Here is a 15,869-nt window from a genome sequence, read left to right as displayed (position 1 = left end):
ATTTGATTATAACCAGGTACTTACGAGCTGACTGGATAAGCTGTCCATTCTCTTTTGGTGATTTCAAACACGAAGTTCAGCTTCGCCGGCTCCCCATAGTACGCCACTTCCTGCTCGGCAACTTTGCGGGCCCCCAGGCGCTGGATGGCAATCTGAGAGCGTACGTTTTCAGCCCCTATGTGAAAGCGGACGGTATCCACGAATTGAAACGCGTAGTCCAGAAGCAGCCTTTTCACGGCCAGATTGATGCCCTTGCCCCAGGACTGGGTGCCGTAGAAGGTGTAGCCGATAAGGAGGCTGTTGTCTTCGGTGCTATAGTCGTAGAGGCGGGTGCTGCCCAGAGTGACATTGGTGGCTTTGTCTACCACTTTAAATGCTCCCTGACTCTGGATGGCGCCTTCGAAGAAGTTTCTGAATACCGGCTCCTGCCATCGGTCTTTGTTAGGGTGCTGCTCCCACACCCTGGGGTCGGCGGCAACGGCGTACAACTCGGCAAAATCAGGTTCCTGCAGCGGGAGCAGCCTCAGGGAGTCGGTTTCCAGCGTGGGCTGCAGGGAAAAGGGCGTCGTCATGGGGCAACGGATAGGCATGGGGTGATGGGCGAAGTTTCACGACCGGCCGGTTGCCGGCGGCTGAATACGGACGCTTTCTGAAACGAAAAAGCGCCGGCCCGTAGACCGGCGCTTTTGAAAAAACGCGTGGTAGCTGCTTGTGGCTGCCTATTTCAGCGTGAACGTCGTTTTGCCGATCATCACGCCACCTTCGTACAGCTCGATGGTGTGCAGGCCGACTTTGTAGGCGGCACCCTTGGCATACAGGAATTGCACGGGCTGGCGGGTGTTGTCGTACACGATGTCCTGCTTGGCGGTGTAGAAGGCTTCCGAACCGTCAATCATGAACGTGCCGCCGCCGGTGCTCAGGTTGTAAAGGGCCGCGCCATCGGGCTCAATCAGGCGCAGCATAACCTGCTTGGTTTCCTTTGGCGAAACGTCGTTGCGGCCCAGGTTGAAGCTGATTTTAATCTTCTCGACGCGCTTAGCCTTAAACTCATTGTCGTCGTCGTCTTTCTCCTTGTTGCGGGCATTCACCACGCCCACCCGAATGTTTTCGGCCTGCAGGCGCGAGGCCACGGCCACTTTCTCGGTCAGCTCCTGGTTGGAGCGGGCGATGGTCGTAATGGTGTCCGTGAGCTTATTCTGGCGCTCCTTCAGGGTCGTGGCCTCGGTGTAGAGCGCCTCGTTGTCAGCTTTCAGCTGGGCAATTTCGTCGTCCTTCTTGCGCAACTGCGACTCCAGATTCTGGGCGCGCACCTTGAAGCGGCGCTGCTCGGCCACCGAGAAGCTGCTCGATTTAAAGGAGCGCAGCTTCAGCAGGTCGGCGTTGATGGAGGCAATCTTGGCTTCCAGCGAGTCGTTCGACAGGCCCATGCTTTGCACTTCCTGGCTCTGGCGCTCAAAATCAGCCTTCAGCTTCTCATACTCGGAAATCTGCGTTTTCAGCCGATCATCCTTTTCAGCCACCTGCGTGGTGAGCTGCTCATTTTCCGCGCTTTTCTGCCGGTTCATCCAGTACAATACGCCGTTGATGCCGAGCAATACCAGAAACAGGGCGGCAATGAGCAGGATACGGCTGTTGTTGCGGGGTTCGGGGCTTTGGGTTGGTTCCATTGCGAGCGGGGTTAAATGAAGACCGGCTGGGCCGGTGCGTGCGTTACCTTTACGCACAAACAAACGAAAATTTAAAACAAAACCGGTTTTGCTGCCGGCCAGCAGTGCCTCAAAATGTACGGAGCGCCTATGAAATCTGCCGTTTCCTTCGACGAAAACTACTGGCGCGGCCGCTACGCCACGGGGCGCACTGGCTGGGATGCCGGAGCCGTAACGCCGCCTTTGCGGGATTATTTCAATCAGCTGGACCCCGATTATGCCCGCCGTATCCTCATTCCGGGGGCCGGCAACGCCTACGAGGCTGAGTACCTGCATGGTCTGGGCTTCTCGCAGGTGTTCGTGGCCGATCTGGCGCCGGAGCCGCTGGCGGCCCTGCAGCAGCGCGTACCCGGCTTTCCGGCGGCTCATTTGCTGCAGCAGGACTTTTTTGAGTTGCCGGCCGTGCCGCCCTACGACCTGATAGTGGAGCAAACGTTCTTCTGCGCCCTCGACCCGCACCTGCGCCCCGCCTATGCCCGCCAGTGCGCCCACCTGCTCCGGCCCGGCGGCACGCTGGCCGGCTTACTCTTCGATACCGACTTCGGGCCAGTTACCGAGCCGCCCTTTGGGGGCACGCGCGCGGAGTACCGGGCGTATTTCGAGCCGTACTTTGATTTCGTGCACTTCGACACGGCCACCAACTCGCTGCGGCCCCGGCAGGGGCGGGAGCTGTTCATCAGTTTGCGGCGCAAGCTGGTGCTGTAGCATAGGCTTCAGCCTGTGCCGGATAGGGCGCCGAAAGCGCTTATTGGGTGCGGTCGGTGCGCAACCGGGGCTTCCGTTACCTTTGCGGCTGTTTCACCTGCTTGTGCGCTGCTTGGCACAGGCTAAAGCATATGCTACATGATCAACCAACTTGCCAACGTCCTGCCGCATTTCCGCAACACCAACTCCGGCCAGTTTTTCCTGATGGCCGGGCCCTGCGTGATTGAGGGCGAGGATATGGCCCTGCGCATCGCCGAGAAGGTGAAGCACATGACCGACAAGCTCCAGATTCCCTACATCTTCAAGGGCTCCTACCGCAAGGCCAACCGCAGCCGCCTCGACTCGTTCACCGGCATCGGCGACGAAACGGCGCTGCGCATTCTGCAGAAGGTGGGCCGCGAAATCGGGGTGCCTACCGTGACGGACATTCACGAATCGGACGAGGCGGCGCTGGCGGCCGAGTACGTAGACGTGCTGCAGATTCCGGCGTTCCTGTGCCGCCAGACGGACCTGCTGATTGCGGCCGCCAAAACCGGCAAGGTGGTGAACGTGAAAAAAGGCCAGTTCCTGAACGGCGAGGCCATGCAGTTTGCCGTGGACAAGGTGCGCCAGTCGGGCAACGAAAACGTCATCCTCACGGACCGCGGCAACTCGTTCGGCTACTCCGACCTGGTGGTGGACTTCCGCAACCTGCCCGCCATGCGCGCATTCGGCGTGCCCGTGGTGATGGACGTAACCCATTCGTTGCAGCGCCCCAACCAGAGCAGTGGCGTCACGGGCGGCCAGCCGGCCCTCATCGAAACCATTGCCAAAGCCGCCATTGCCGTCGGCGCCGACGGCCTGTTCATCGAAACCCACCCCACGCCCGCCACCGCCAAATCCGACGGCGCCAACATGCTGGCCCTCGATCAGCTGGAAGACCTGCTCATCAAGCTGACCCGCGTCCGAGAAGCCATTCGGTAATGAGTTGTCAGTTGCTAGTTGTTTCCGGTTGGGCATCCAAAATAACAACTGACAACCACTAAGCCCCTAGGCGGCGGGTGCGTTCCAGCAGCTTGTCCAGGGTGTTATTGAAGCGCAGGCGGAAGTGCTGCCGGGGCTGGTTGCGGCGGAAGAACACGAGACCAATAAAGAACAGGTCGATGGTCAGGCGCACCTCGGGATGTTTGCGGATGACGTTCCAGGCGCGCTCCATGTCCCGGGACCAATGGATATCGTCGAGCACGAACACGCTCCGCTCGGTGCGGTGGGGCAGGCACAGCTCGAAGTAGCGCAGGGTCGGCTCGTAGCGGTGGTTGCCATCGAAGAAGGCAAAATCCAACGGGGCCGGCAGCGCCGCCAAGGCAGGGGCGAGGGTGTCGTCGAGGTTGCCTTCCACCAGTTCGATGTTGCGCAGCTCCAGCTGGGCGAAAGTTTCGCGGGCTACGGTGGCCGTGGCCGGGCAGCCCTCAAACGTGAGCACGCGGCTGCGCGAGTCGGCTGCGGCCAGGTAGGCGGTGGTGAGGCCCAGCGAGGTGCCCAGCTCCAGAATGGTGCGCGGCTGAAAGTGGTTGACCAGCCGGAACAGCAGCTGGGCCAGTGGGCGCGGCTTGGCCGCCGTGCGGGCAATGTCCTGCAGGCGGCGCTGCCGGCCCGCGCCGGTGTGCGAGCCCGCCCCAAAGTCGCGCACCTGAATGGTCTGGGGGCTACGCAGCAGTTGCTGGCGTCGCTGTTCAATGGCTTCAAACGCCGCAAACTGCCCGCTGTGGTTGATAACGTAGGCGTAGAGCCCGAACACGAAGGGCGAGTGCAGGCCGTGGGTATTGCCGGAGCGTGCTAAAAACCGAAGGTAGCTGAGAGCCTGAAAGACCAAAACAGAGTGTAGTTGATACCAAAGGCAAAGAACGTCATTCCGAACGGAGTGAGGAATCTCGCTGGTTTAGTAAATGATTCTACCAGACCAGCGAGAGTCCTCACTCCGTTCGGAATGACGTTCTACTTATTCAATCAGCAAGCGCTAGTTCAGGCGGTAGGGCACCACGAGCGTGAATTCGGGAATTTCCACCTCGAAGGTGCTGCCGTCGCCCAGCCGCTCCATGTCATAGGTGCCGCGCATCTTGCCCAACCCCGACTTGAGGTTGCAGCCCGACACGTACTGGTGCGACTCGCCAGGCTCCAAAACGGGCTGCTGGCCCACCACGCCGTCGCCCTCCACTTCGCGCACCACGCCGTTGGCGTCGTAGATATACCAGTGGCGGCGCAGCAGCTTCACGGTGTACTCGCTGTTGTTGCGGATATCAATCTTGTAGGCAAATACGTAATGCTCCTGGCTGGGGCTGGAGTAGTCGGGCAGGTAGTTGGTCGTGACGCTCACGGTGACGCCCTGCGTAGTGGTCGTATTCATGGCTGCTGTGCGGGTGTGGGTGAGACTAACAGACGAGGACAGAAATTGGTTTATTTACGCAGCCGGCCACCAAGATGGCGTACTTAACCCGCAAAATAATTTTTCCAGAGGATGAATGTAAAGATAGAAGACAGCTGGCGCAAAGTATTACAGCCCGAATTTGAGAAACCGTACTTCCCGCACCTTATTGCCTTTGTGCGAGGCGAGTACGCCACGGCCACCGTGTATCCGCCCGGCCCGCAGATCTTCCACGCTTTTGATGCCTGCCCGCTGCCGCAGGTGAAAGTGGTGATTCTGGGCCAGGACCCCTACCACGGCAAGGGCCAGGCCCATGGCCTCAGTTTCTCAGTGGCCGACGGCATCCGGACGCCGCCTTCACTGCAGAACATCTTCAAGGAGCTGCAGGCCGATATTCCGGAGACGCCCCCAGCGCCCAACGGTAACCTCGACCGCTGGGCCGAGCAGGGTGTGCTGCTGCTCAACGCCACGCTCACGGTGCGCGCCGCCGAGCCCGCCAGCCACCAGAAGCGCGGCTGGGAGCAGTTCACCGACGCCGTCATTCAGAAGGTATCCGAGGAAAAGGAACACGTGGTGTTCATTCTGTGGGGCGCCTACGCGCAGAAAAAGGCCGAGCTGATCGACGCCCGCAAACACCTCATCCTCAAATCGGCCCACCCGTCGCCCTACGCCGCCGACCGCGGCTTCTTCGGCTCCCGGCCCTTCAGCAAAACCAACGCCTACCTCAAACAGCACGGCCTGGAGCCGATAGTCTGGTAGGATCACGGATTTCCGCGGATTTTGCACGGATTGCACGGATTTTGTAGACGGTACTACTCCGCCACAAACGAAAAGAGGCTTGCCAACTGGCAAGCCTCTTTTCGTTTGTGGTAAGATGAAATCCCCCTGGATTCGCACCGTCTACAAAATCCGTATAGTCCGTGCAAAATCCGCGAAAATTCGTGATCCTAGTCGATGGTGTTGAACAGGCGGTTCCAGCGGATTTTGTGCAGGAAGTCGCCGTAGGGGTCAACCGACATCCAGATCAGTACGGCTTTGCCCACGATGTGGTCGGCGGGCACGAAGCCCCAGTAGCGCGAGTCCAGCGAGTCGTGGCGGTTGTCGCCCATCATGAAGTAGTAGTCCTGCTTGAAAGTGTAGCTTTTCAGCGGCTGGCCGTTTTGCAGCAGCACGCCGTTGGCCATCGTCACGCCCTCGTTGTGCTCATAGCGCATGATGATCTTCTGGTACATGGGCGTGTTCTGGGGCGTCAGCTGCACGGTCTGGCCGGCTTTGGGCAGCTGCAGCGGGCCGTAGTTATCCTTGTTCCAGAGGTTGAGGGGCTGGGGCGTGCTCTGCGGATAGTCGGGGTTGTTCGGGAAAACGTCGGCTTCGGGCTGGCCGGCTTCGGCTTTGTCCTGAACCACGGCCTTCACGTAGGACTGCTTGCGGAAGAAGTCGGCGGTGGCCGGAGTGGCGTCAATCATGAACGTGGGCTCCTGCGTGCCGAATATCGGCTCCGGCTTGCCATCGGGCCGGTTGAAGTTGGTCACGTGCTGGTCCTGGAAGGCCTTGTACAGGTCGTCGTTGGGCTGGGGCACCTGCAGGAAGTAGCGGTTCTGGCTTTGCGGCGGGTTGGTCATCGGCTTGCCGTTGATGAACACCTGGGTGTCCTTAATCTCCAGCACGTCGCCGGCCACGGCCACGCAGCGCTTGATGTAGTTGGTGCGCAGGTCGGCGGGGTGCTGGCTCTCGAAGGGCACGTTGAACACCACCACGTCGCCGCGCTTCACTTCCGAGAAGCCCGGCAGGCGGTAGCTGGGCAGCTGCAGGGCGTCGGAGTAGCTCTTGATGCCGGAGCCCCACAGCGTTTGGTGCGTGAGCGGAATCTGCAGCGGCGTCTGGGGCGTGCGGGCGCCGTAGTGCAGCTTGCTCACAAACAGGTAGTCGCCCACCAGCAGCGAGTCCTCCATGGAGGGCGTCGGGATGGTGTAGGCTTCGAAGGTAGCCCAGCGGATGAGCGTGGCGGCCACCACCGCAAACAGGATGGCGTCGCCCCACTCCCGGAAAAAGCCTTTCTTCCGGGCGGTGACGGGTTTGCTGGAAGCGGAAGCCGCTTTCATGCGTTCTTCCCAGGACTGTTGTACGGCCATGATGGTAGAGACAAGAAATGTAGCAAAGGCAGCAGCCCGTGCCGGAAAGGTAAATATAGCGGCTTGTCGGCGCTTCGGCAGAAATGCACGGCAGTCCGGCACAGGCTGAAGCCTGTGCTACAGATGCTACAGGCCCAGCAGATCCTTCATCCCGAACACGCCCTGATGGCCCGGCAGCCACTCCGCTGCCAGCAACGCGCCGTCCACGAAACCGTCGCGGGTGTGGGCTTCGTGCTTGAGCTCCAACGTATCAGCCTCCGAGGAGTACGTGACGATGTGGGTGCCCACCACCGAGCCGGTCCGCTCGCTGAGCACGGCCAGCTCCTCAGGCTGCTGGGCGGGCTCGTTGCGCCAAGTGGTTTTGGTGGGGAAGTGGCGCAGAATGGCTTCGGCGGCGGTGAGGGCCGTGCCGCTGGGCTGGTCTACCTTCTGGGTGTGATGGATTTCGCGCACCTGCACGTCGTAGCCACCGAACTGGTGCATTTTGGTGGCGATGTACTCGTTGAAGTGGAAGAACAGGTTCACGCCCACGCTGTAGTTGGAGGCGTAGAACAGCGAGCCGTCGGTTTGCTGGCACAGCTCCACGGCCTCCTGAAAGTGGTGCAGCCAGCCCGTAGAGCCGCATACTACGGGAATACGCTGGCGCAGGCAGGCCTGCACGTTGGTGAAGGCGGCATCCGGGTGCGTAAACTCAATGGCCGCGTCAACGGTGGCGGGGGTGAAGTCGGTGATGCTCAGGCTGGGGTTCGACGGGTCGATGATGCCCACCACCTCGTGGCCGCGTGCCACCGCGCGGGCCTCGATTGCGCGGCCCATTTTGCCGTAGCCGATCAGCAGAAGTTTCATGTGGAAGAGTTGGATTGCTAAATGGCTGGATTGTTACCTGGTTAAGCGGCTGGTCGTCGATATCTGTCAGAACAAGCCGCCACTCAACCAAGCAGCCATTTATTTAAAAGTTAAAGTCAGGCTGACGCCGGGGGCTGCTGCCAGGGTTGGCATGCGCAGCACGGAGGGTTCCCATTGCAGGCTCAGGTCGTCGCTGATGTCGAAGTCGCGCAGGTGGGCATCCACCACGGCATCGAGAATCTGCACGGCGTGGGCCAGCGCAATGTAGGCCAGGAAGGTGTCGCGCTGGCGCCGGTAGATGTTCACCCCGCGCTTCACTTCATCAGTAGAGCGGATCAAACTGGAGCGCGGGCCGGTGTCCACAGTGTTGGGGTCACCGTCGGTACGGGCATTGAAGCCGTCGGAAAACTCGGTATAGCGCTGCTGGTAGAAGATTTCACCATACACAGTGCCGCCCACGGCGCCCACAGCCAGCGGCACTTTCCACCAGCGGCCGTTGTAGAGCTGGCCCGCCCCCGGCAGCAGCGCCGACAGCAACCCGGCTTTCGTAGGCTTGGTCATTTTCAAACCAAACAGCCGCGCCGTGCGCCGCACTGAATCCGGCACCACCACCGTATTCACCCGCGCCGAGTCCGGCCCGGCGGTGACGGTAGTCGGGGCCACATCGGTGCCGGCGGTTTGGGCGCGCGCCTCAGAGGCCAGCAGCGGCAGGGTTAGCGCGGCGGCGGCCAAGGCCAGAGTGCGAAAGCGCGAGGTCATGCCCGTGGGGTTATGCCGGCTGCAGGATGTGCAGAATGCGCTGCATATCCTCTACCGAGTCGAAGGCAATCTTGATTTCGCCGCGCCCCTGGGGGCCGGGCTTCACCATGACGCGGCTGCCGAAACGCTCCGTGAGGTGGCGTTCGGTGCGGCGCAGCTCCGCAACCGGCACCTGCGGCGTGGCATCCTGCTGCTTTTTCGCGTCGGCGTCGTCGGGCTTGGTAGCGGGGTTCAGGCCGGCGCGCACCAGTTGCTCCACCCGCCGCACCGACAGCTCCTCGGCCACGATGCGGTGGAACAGTTCCAGCTGCTGCTCGGGGTTGTCCACGCTGATTAGGGCGCGGGCGTGGCCCATGCTGATGGCCGTGTCGCGCAGCCCGATCTGGATATCGGGCGGTAGCTTGAGCAGGCGCAGGTAGTTGGTCACGGTCGAGCGGTTTTTGCCCACCCGGTCGCCCAGCTCTTCCTGCTTGAGGTTGCACTCGCTCACGAGGCGCTGGTAGCTCAGCGCAATTTCAATGGCGTTGAGGTTTTCGCGCTGGATGTTCTCGATGAGCGCCATTTCCAGCATCTGCTGGTCGTCGGCTTTCCGGATGTAGGCCGGAATGGTATCGAGGCCAGCCAGCTTGGAGGCCTGCAGACGCCGCTCCCCCGAGATGAGCTGGTAGGCGTTGGTGCCGGTCTGGCGCACGGTCACGGGCTGGATGATGCCCTGCACCTTGATGCTTTCGGCCAGCTCCTGCAGCGCGTCCTGGTCGAAGTGCGTGCGGGGCTGGTAGGGGTTGGCCTCAATGTGGCCCAACGGAATTAGCCCGACGGAGTTCACCGGGTGCGGCACCAAACCCAGCCGGTCGCTCTTTTTCTCGTAGCTGCCTTCAATCAGGGCGTTGAGGCCGCGGCCTAAGCCCCCGACTTTGCGCTTTACCGCTGCGGGAAGCGCAGCCGGAACGGATTTCTCTTCTTGCTTCTCTGACATACCTGCAAAGTGCTTCCCGGCACAGGCGCCAGGCAGCGGGATTCAAAAATACACAAACGCGGGGGAAGGCGACAGAAAAATGTTCCACGCCCCACAAAAATCGTGGAACGCTCAGCTGCTCTGCAAAGTATATCTGTAGCGCAAAGCTTTTGGGGCGGGTAACGTGGGGCCGCAAACATTGAACTGGCACGATGCTACTCACTCGACGGTATGCCAGGTAAAAACTACGGGCAACGCGCAAACGGAAACGGAAACGGCCGGTGAAACTCACCGGCCGCTCTCAAAAAATCGTTGTGGCGCTACGCTGCCGCATCTTCCGCCGACTCAGAAGCGCCGGCGGCTTCCACGTTCTTTTCCACGATTTCGCGGGCCAGGTTGAGGTAGCTGATGGAGCCTTTGCTTTCGGCGTCGTGCAGAATAACCGGGATGCCGAAGCTCGGCGACTCGCTCAGCTTCACGTTGCGCGGGATGATGGTATCAAACACCAGCTGCTGGAAGTGCAGCTTCACTTCCTCCACCACCTGGTTGCTGAGGCGCAAACGCACGTCGTACATCGTGAGCAGGATGCCCTCGATTTCCAGGTTTTCGTTGAGGCGGCTCTGGATGATTTTGACGGTGTTGAGCAGCTTGCCCAGGCCTTCGAGGGCGAAGTACTCGCACTGCACCGGGATTATCACGGAGTGCGCGGCCGTGAGGGCATTCACCGTGATGAGGCCCAGCGACGGCGAGCAGTCGATGATGATGAAGTCGTACTGGTCGGCCAGCGGGCGCAGGGCGTCCTTCATCTTCTCCTCCCGGTTGGGCAGGTTGATCATCTCCACCTCGGCACCTACCAGGTCGATGTGGGAGGGCATCAGGTCGAGGTGGGGCAGGATGTTGGTTTGCAGGATGATATCCTGGGCATTGATGCCATCCACCATGCACTCGTAGATGCTGTTCTGGATATCCTTCGGGTCGAAGCCCACGCCGGAAGTGGCGTTGGCCTGCGGGTCGGCATCTACCAGCAGGGTCCGATATTCCAGCGCGGCCAGCGAGGCCGCCAGGTTGATCGAAGAGGTGGTTTTGCCCACCCCGCCCTTCTGGTTGGCTACCGCAATAATTTTACCCATGTGGTTGAGAGAATTATGAAGTATGAGTTATGAATGATGAGTTGAAAACCGGGTGCCTGGGCAGTCCAATTCAGCTCTCATAATTCATAATTCATAATTTTTTAAAAGGAAATGGTTTCGCCCACGGCCAGCAGCAGCAGCTCCTTGCCGGCGGCCGTAGCCTTGGCCTTGGCTTCGTCGTGGTTGACGGCCAGGGGCGGGAAGGTGTCGAAGTGCATGCCGATGACTTTGCGGGCACCGGTCCAGTCGGCGGCCACCAAGGCATCGTCTACGCCCATCGTGAAATGGTCGCCCACGGGCAGAATGGCAAAGTCGAGCGTGTGCCGCTCGCCGATGAGCTTCATGTCGTAGGTCAGGGCGGTGTCGCCGGCGAAGTAGAAGGTTTTGCCTTCGGCTTTCACCACGAAGCCGGCCGCCAGCCCGCCGTAGGAGCCGTCGGGCATGGAGCTGGAGTGGGCCGCGGCCACCATCTGCACCGTGCCGAAGGGCAGCTGCACGGTGCCGCCCAGGTTCATCTTGGTATCGGCCTTCAGGCCTTTGGCTTCAAACCAGGCCAGCACCTCGTACATGCCCACCAGCTCGGCGCCGGTGCGCTTGCCAATCTCCTCCACATCAGCCACATGGTCGCCGTGGCCGTGGCTGAGCAGGATGAAATCGGCTTCGATGCTGTCCACGTCCACGTCTTTGGCCAGCGGGTTGGGCCGGATGAAGGGGTCGAAGAGTACTTTGCTGCCACCGGCTTCGAGCAGGAAGCAGGAATGGCCGTAGTAGGTCAGGTTCATAGGAAGAAATGGCTGGCAAAAACGGCAATAGGGCCGCAAACCCAGGATGGGATACCTTTGCAAATATACACTGTTTCGCCGTTCCCATGTTTCCGTTTTCGCGCCGTGCCGTTGGTTTTGCCCCGCTTCTGCTTAGCCTGCTGAGTTCCTGCGCCGAGCAGGGCCCGCCCACCGATGCGCGCCGCGTCTTCCGCTACAATCAGCCCGAGAGCCTGACCTCGCTGGACCCGGCCTTTGCCCGCAATCAGGCCAACACCTGGGCCGTCACCCAGCTCTACAACGGCCTCGTGGCCCTCGACGACAGCCTGCGGCCCAGCCCCAGCGTGGCCCGCCGCTACGAAATATCCCCCGACGGCAAGACCTACACGTTCTGGCTGCGGCCCGAAGTGCGCTTCCACGACGACGCGGTATTTGCGGGCGGCAAAGGCCGGCGCGTGCTGGCCCAGGATTTCGTGTACAGCTTCAAGCGCCTGCTCGACGGGCCCACGGCCAGCCCCGGCGGCTGGATTTTCCGGGGCAAGGTGCTGGAAACCAGCGCCGGCGAGCCGTCGGATACGGCGTTTGTGGCCGTGAACGACTCCACGCTGCGCATTCACCTGCGGGAGCCGTTCATTCCTTTCCTGGGCATCCTGACGATGCCATACGCCTACGTGGTGCCGCGTGAGGCGGTGCAGAAGTACGGCAAGGACTTCCGGGAGCATCCGGTGGGCACCGGGCCGTTTGTGTTCAAGCAGTGGGACGAGGGCAACGCCATCATCTACCACCGCAACCCCAGCTACTGGAAAAAGGACGCCCAGGGCCAGCCGCTACCCTACCTCGATGCGGTGCAGATCAGCTTCATTCAGGACCGCAAAACCGAATTCCTGACCTTCATGCAGGGCAAGCTGGACTTTCTGAGCGGTATCCGTAGCGGCTCCCGCGACCTAATTATGTACCCCGACGGCACGGTGCGCGAGGATTTCCAGGGCAAATTTCAGCTGCAGAAAGTGCCCTACCTCAATACTGAATACCTGGGCATGCAGCAGGACCCCGCCAACCTGCGCGGCGACAACGCCGAAACCGGCCGCGCCCTGCGCGACAAGCGCGTGCGCCAGGCCCTGAACTACGCCCTCAACAAGCCGGAGTTTCTGGCTTACTTCCTCAACAACGTGGGCAAGCCCGGCAACTCGGGCTTCGTGCCGGCCTCGCTGCCCTCGTTTAGCGCCGCGCTGGTGCCCGGCTACACCTACCAGCCCGAGAAGGCGCGGGCGCTGCTACGCGCCGCCGGCTATGGGCCCGGCATGCCGTTGAAGCTGCGCCTGAGCACCGTGGCCGAAACCAAGGAATACTGCGAGTACTACCAGAAAAAGTGGGCCGAAGTGGGCGTGCAGGTGGAAATCGACGTGAACCAGGGCGCGGCGCACGGCGAGCTGATCGACAACGGCCGCGCCGCCTTCTTCACCCGCAGCTGGCTCGGCGACTACCCCGACGCGGAAAACTACCTGGCCCTGTTCTACAGCAAGAACTTCGCGCCCGCCGGCCCCAACAAAACCCACTTCCGCAGCCCCGCCTACGACCGCCTCTACGAGCAGGCCAAGCTGGAGCAGAACACCGAAAAGCGTTACGAGCTCTACCGCCAGATGGACCGCCTCATTGTGGAGGAATGCCCGGTGGTGGCCGTGTACTACGACGAAGTGGTGCGCCTCACCCAAAACAATGTGCGCGGCCTCACGCCCAACCCCATGAACCAGCTGGTGCTGGAGCGCGTGCGCAAGGAGTAACTGTCATTGCGAGCAGAGCGAAGCAATCCTTCCTCTCATTTGCTGAAAACAACCCTAAGTGAGAAGCCCTCCGGCGCCAGGTCGTAACCTGATGCCGGAGGGCTTTGCTGTAAGGAAAGTGTCTGCCACGAGAGGAAGGATTGCTTCGTACTTCGTCCTCGCAATGACAGTCCTATTCTACTGGTCGGCGGTGACGCCCAGGCCGTCGGTAATTTGCTTTTCCACGTAGCGTAGCAGGTTGGTCAGCTCGGCGGGGGCGCCCGACTCGACGGATACGGCGGTGGCGGGGCCTTCGGCCTGCCGGATGCTGAGGCTGGTGGCGGGCAGGTCGGTGGCCCCGTCGGAGTAGGTTGCGGGCAGCTTGGCGAAGTTCATTTCCCGGGCCTGAAACAGAATGGTGTTCACCGTGGAAACCGAGATTTTGAACTCGCGCTTGCCTTCTAGCGGGGCATGCTGGAACCCTTCGTACTGCACGCGGCCGTCGGGGTAGATGGCGGCGGTGTAGTGCGGGCAGCTGCCCAGACAGGGCGTACGGCTGAATATGATGGCCGGCGCCGCTTCCACCGGCGCGGAAGCTTTGAGCTTCTGCTTTTTAGGTTTTTTGGCGGCCGTGGCCTTTTTGGCAGGCTTGGGAGCTTGCTGGGCCTGGGCAGCACAGCCGCAAAGCGAAGCGGCTAACAGGAGCGTAAGCAAATGGCGCATGGTGGTAGAGAAAAGGGGAGGAGTTGCTGGGGCAAGTTCCAAAAAGCGCACCAATTCGCCGATTAATAACTCTGAACAAACAAAAAGGCCTTCCACACGACGTGAAAGGCCTTTTTGGCTGCCGGTAGACGAAACGACTACGAGCGGCGGGTTGGCTTTTTGGGCTTGGGTTCTACCGTGGCCGAGGTGCCGGCGTCGGAATCGGTGGTGCCGGGGCGGGCGGTGGAGGCGTCGCGCTCCTGGGCGGCGCGCATGGCGTCCTGGAGGCGGGCACCGAAACCGGAGGGCTTCTTGTCCTTGTTTTTTACCTTGTTGGCTTCCAGCTGCGCCCGGATCTTGGTGTCATCCACGAAGCGGCGCGTGAGGGCCTGCTGGCCCAGTGTAGCAAGGTTGGATACCAGGTAGTACCAGGTCAGGCCCGAGGCGAAGCTATTCAGCACGAACATGAACACCACCGGCATCAGGTAGCTGTAGAACTTCATCGGGCCCTGCATGGCGGCCGGGTTCATCTGGTTGCTCTGCCACGTCATGAGCAGCGTGGAAAGCGTCATCAGCACCGTGAACAGGCTGATGTGGTGACCCAGGAACGGCACCTCAAACGGCAGTTTGATCAGGTCGTCGTAGGTGCTCAAGTCTTTGGCCCACAGGAAATGCTCCTGCCGCAGCTCGATGGCGTTAGGGAAGAACTGGAACATGGCAAACAGAATCGGCATCGTAAGCAGCGTAGGTATGCAGCCGCTGAGCGGGTTCACCCCGAAGCTGGAATTCAGCTTCATGGTTTCCTGCTGCACCTTCATCTGGTCGTCGCCGAACTTCTCCTTGATGGCGTCGATTTCCGGCTTCAGCACCTTCATCTTGGCCTGCGACTCATACGTTTTGTAAGTCAGCGGCCAAGTCACAAGCTTAATCAGGACCACGAGCAGCGCAATGATGATGCCGTAGGAACTGATGAATTTCTCCAAGATGTGGAACACGGGCAGCACCACGAACTGGTTTATCCAGCGGAACAAGCCCCAGCCCAGGAACACGTTCCGGTCGAAGCCCGGCGTCACATCCTGCAGGATGGGCAGCGAGTTGGGCCCGAAGTAGTAGCGGAAGCTGGCTTTGCCCTGCTGCGCGTCGGCAGCCGGGATGCTGAGCGTGGTGCTCAGCGTCTTGATGAACGTGGTATCGGCCAGGTCTACCGTGGAGTTGAACTTGCCGTTCGAGAAGGTGGAGTTGGCAATGATGCCGGCCACGAAGAAGTCGTGCTTGTGGGCGGCCCACTTCAGCGGCTCCGCAATGTCCAATTCCTCGGGCTTTTCCGAGGCTTCGGTCAGGGTGCCGTGCTCATCGCCCACGAGGTAGTGGTTGATGGTGGTGTGGTTGCGGTTCTGCTTGATATCCTGCTCGGTCTGGCGCACGCGGTCCACAAACGTGTACGTGAGCGGCTCCTGCGACATGGTCTGCTGCAGGCCCGTAAACCGCAGATCGTAGGCCATTTCATAGGAGTTGTCGAACAGCGTATATACCTGCTCAATCTGGCCGCCGGCCGCGCTGGCCACGAAGCTCAGGCGCTGGCCTTTTTTGTCGCCCTCAGCGAAGGGCTGGGCGGCAGTCGGCTGGAAGTACAGGTCGGAGAGCCGCACGGTCTGGCCCGTGGTGGTGCGAAACTTGGTGTCAATCTGGGCGCTCTGGGCGTCGAGCAAATCCAGCGGCTTGCCAAAGAACGTTTTGTACTTGTTGAGGCGCACGGCCTCCACGCGGCCACCTTTCGAGGAGAAGGTCACGGTGAGGTTGCCGTTCTGCAACTGGGTCTGCTGGGCCGTGCCCATGGCCGCGCCGGCGAAAGCGCCCAGTGTGCGGGCTGCAGCGGCCGAATCCAGCGGGGCGGCTACGGCGGCGGCGGCAGGGGTGCCGGGCCGGGCAGCGGCGGCAGTGGTAGGCTTGTCAGCGGGTACTTCCTTCGGGGTTTCGGGCCGGAAGAAATACAGGTAGACCAGGAGCAAGGC

Annotated in this window: 16 protein-coding genes; 4 read left to right on the top strand and 12 right to left on the bottom strand. The window is 61.1% G+C overall.

All coding sequences use genetic code 11. The annotated features are described in order from the left end of the window. Positions 1-20: 20 nt before the first annotated feature. Positions 21-572, bottom strand: a complete 552-nt coding sequence (locus tag O3303_RS09840; RefSeq protein WP_269558250.1) for a GNAT family N-acetyltransferase — start codon at positions 570-572, stop codon at positions 21-23. Positions 573-719: 147 nt separating this feature from the next. Further along, a complete protein-coding gene (locus O3303_RS09835; RefSeq protein WP_269558249.1) occupies positions 720-1,667 on the bottom strand; it encodes a DUF8428 domain-containing protein in 948 nt (315 codons plus the stop codon). Positions 1,668-1,796: 129 nt separating this feature from the next. Between O3303_RS09835 and O3303_RS09830 the strand changes: the two genes are divergently transcribed. Beyond that, a complete protein-coding gene (locus O3303_RS09830) occupies positions 1,797-2,411 on the top strand; it encodes a methyltransferase domain-containing protein (RefSeq protein ID WP_269558248.1) in 615 nt (204 codons plus the stop codon). A 138-nt stretch (positions 2,412-2,549) separates the two neighbouring features. Beyond that, on the top strand, positions 2,550-3,374 hold the full coding sequence (gene kdsA / locus O3303_RS09825; RefSeq protein ID WP_269558247.1) for a 3-deoxy-8-phosphooctulonate synthase: 825 nt from the start codon (positions 2,550-2,552) through the stop codon (positions 3,372-3,374). 58 nt (positions 3,375-3,432) lie between these two features. On the opposite strand, the gene O3303_RS09820 is transcribed toward kdsA, so the two are convergent. Beyond that, positions 3,433-4,263 carry an O-methyltransferase gene (locus O3303_RS09820; protein WP_269558246.1) on the bottom strand — a complete coding sequence of 277 codons (831 nt, stop codon included), beginning with the start codon at positions 4,261-4,263 and terminating at the stop codon, positions 3,433-3,435. A gap of 144 nt (positions 4,264-4,407) precedes the next feature. Continuing rightward, on the bottom strand, positions 4,408-4,794 hold the full coding sequence (gene apaG, locus O3303_RS09815) for a Co2+/Mg2+ efflux protein ApaG (protein ID WP_269558245.1): 387 nt from the start codon (positions 4,792-4,794) through the stop codon (positions 4,408-4,410). 111 nt (positions 4,795-4,905) lie between these two features. Between apaG and O3303_RS09810 the strand changes: the two genes are divergently transcribed. Continuing rightward, positions 4,906-5,571: a uracil-DNA glycosylase gene (locus O3303_RS09810; protein ID WP_269558244.1), complete on the top strand. Its 666-nt coding sequence runs from the start codon at positions 4,906-4,908 to the stop codon at positions 5,569-5,571. A 188-nt stretch (positions 5,572-5,759) separates the two neighbouring features. Here O3303_RS09810 and lepB read toward each other — a convergent pair whose 3' ends face one another. The 6 genes from lepB to O3303_RS09780 all read right to left on the bottom strand — a co-directional run bounded on the left by lepB (position 5,760) and on the right by O3303_RS09780 (position 11,416). Further along, entirely contained in the window at positions 5,760-6,944 is a 1,185-nt protein-coding gene (lepB, locus tag O3303_RS09805) for a signal peptidase I (RefSeq protein WP_269558243.1), read from the bottom strand. A 126-nt stretch (positions 6,945-7,070) separates the two neighbouring features. Then, positions 7,071-7,790, bottom strand: a complete 720-nt coding sequence (gene dapB, locus O3303_RS09800) for a 4-hydroxy-tetrahydrodipicolinate reductase (protein ID WP_269558242.1) — start codon at positions 7,788-7,790, stop codon at positions 7,071-7,073. Positions 7,791-7,889: 99 nt separating this feature from the next. Further along, a complete protein-coding gene (locus O3303_RS09795) occupies positions 7,890-8,549 on the bottom strand; it encodes a DUF5683 domain-containing protein (RefSeq protein WP_269558241.1) in 660 nt (219 codons plus the stop codon). A gap of 10 nt (positions 8,550-8,559) precedes the next feature. After that, the gene (locus O3303_RS09790) at positions 8,560-9,525 is read right to left on the bottom strand and encodes a ParB/RepB/Spo0J family partition protein (protein ID WP_269558240.1); all 966 of its coding nucleotides are present in this window, start codon (positions 9,523-9,525) and stop codon (positions 8,560-8,562) included. Between the two features lie 299 nt (positions 9,526-9,824). After that, on the bottom strand, positions 9,825-10,634 hold the full coding sequence (locus tag O3303_RS09785; protein WP_269558239.1) for a ParA family protein: 810 nt from the start codon (positions 10,632-10,634) through the stop codon (positions 9,825-9,827). A 101-nt stretch (positions 10,635-10,735) separates the two neighbouring features. Continuing rightward, complete coding sequence (locus tag O3303_RS09780) at positions 10,736-11,416, bottom strand: metal-dependent hydrolase (protein ID WP_269558238.1); 681 nt, start codon at positions 11,414-11,416, stop codon at positions 10,736-10,738. 86 nt (positions 11,417-11,502) lie between these two features. Between O3303_RS09780 and O3303_RS09775 the strand changes: the two genes are divergently transcribed. Further along, positions 11,503-13,176: an ABC transporter substrate-binding protein gene (locus O3303_RS09775; RefSeq protein ID WP_269558237.1), complete on the top strand. Its 1,674-nt coding sequence runs from the start codon at positions 11,503-11,505 to the stop codon at positions 13,174-13,176. A 177-nt stretch (positions 13,177-13,353) separates the two neighbouring features. On the opposite strand, the gene O3303_RS09770 is transcribed toward O3303_RS09775, so the two are convergent. Together O3303_RS09770 and yidC are read right to left on the bottom strand one after the other, a co-directional pair. Then, complete coding sequence (locus tag O3303_RS09770) at positions 13,354-13,878, bottom strand: DUF6438 domain-containing protein (RefSeq protein WP_269558236.1); 525 nt, start codon at positions 13,876-13,878, stop codon at positions 13,354-13,356. A 137-nt stretch (positions 13,879-14,015) separates the two neighbouring features. Further along, positions 14,016-15,866, bottom strand: a complete 1,851-nt coding sequence (gene yidC / locus O3303_RS09765) for a membrane protein insertase YidC (protein ID WP_269558235.1) — start codon at positions 15,864-15,866, stop codon at positions 14,016-14,018. Positions 15,867-15,869 lie beyond the last annotated feature (3 nt).

The sequence above is a fragment of the Hymenobacter canadensis genome (assembly GCF_027359925.1).
GTDB classification, from domain to species: Bacteria; Bacteroidota; Bacteroidia; order Cytophagales; family Hymenobacteraceae; genus Hymenobacter; species Hymenobacter canadensis.
Note: the sequence above shows the minus strand (reverse complement) of the source record. Positions and strands in the feature narration are given on the sequence as shown.

Coding starts and splice junctions, on each gene's coding strand:
- O3303_RS09840 (WP_269558250.1), bottom strand. CDS start 572: ATGACGACGCCCTTTTCCCTGCAGCCCACGCTGGAAACCGACTCCCTG.
- O3303_RS09835 (WP_269558249.1), bottom strand. CDS start 1,667: ATGGAACCAACCCAAAGCCCCGAACCCCGCAACAACAGCCGTATCCTG.
- O3303_RS09830 (WP_269558248.1), top strand. CDS start 1,797: ATGAAATCTGCCGTTTCCTTCGACGAAAACTACTGGCGCGGCCGCTAC.
- kdsA (WP_269558247.1), top strand. CDS start 2,550: ATGATCAACCAACTTGCCAACGTCCTGCCGCATTTCCGCAACACCAAC.
- apaG (WP_269558245.1), bottom strand. CDS start 4,794: ATGAATACGACCACTACGCAGGGCGTCACCGTGAGCGTCACGACCAAC.
- O3303_RS09810 (WP_269558244.1), top strand. CDS start 4,906: ATGAATGTAAAGATAGAAGACAGCTGGCGCAAAGTATTACAGCCCGAA.
- lepB (WP_269558243.1), bottom strand. CDS start 6,944: ATGGCCGTACAACAGTCCTGGGAAGAACGCATGAAAGCGGCTTCCGCT.
- dapB (WP_269558242.1), bottom strand. CDS start 7,790: ATGAAACTTCTGCTGATCGGCTACGGCAAAATGGGCCGCGCAATCGAG.
- O3303_RS09795 (WP_269558241.1), bottom strand. CDS start 8,549: ATGACCTCGCGCTTTCGCACTCTGGCCTTGGCCGCCGCCGCGCTAACC.
- O3303_RS09790 (WP_269558240.1), bottom strand. CDS start 9,525: ATGTCAGAGAAGCAAGAAGAGAAATCCGTTCCGGCTGCGCTTCCCGCA.
- O3303_RS09785 (WP_269558239.1), bottom strand. CDS start 10,634: ATGGGTAAAATTATTGCGGTAGCCAACCAGAAGGGCGGGGTGGGCAAA.
- O3303_RS09780 (WP_269558238.1), bottom strand. CDS start 11,416: ATGAACCTGACCTACTACGGCCATTCCTGCTTCCTGCTCGAAGCCGGT.
- O3303_RS09775 (WP_269558237.1), top strand. CDS start 11,503: ATGTTTCCGTTTTCGCGCCGTGCCGTTGGTTTTGCCCCGCTTCTGCTT.
- O3303_RS09770 (WP_269558236.1), bottom strand. CDS start 13,878: ATGCGCCATTTGCTTACGCTCCTGTTAGCCGCTTCGCTTTGCGGCTGT.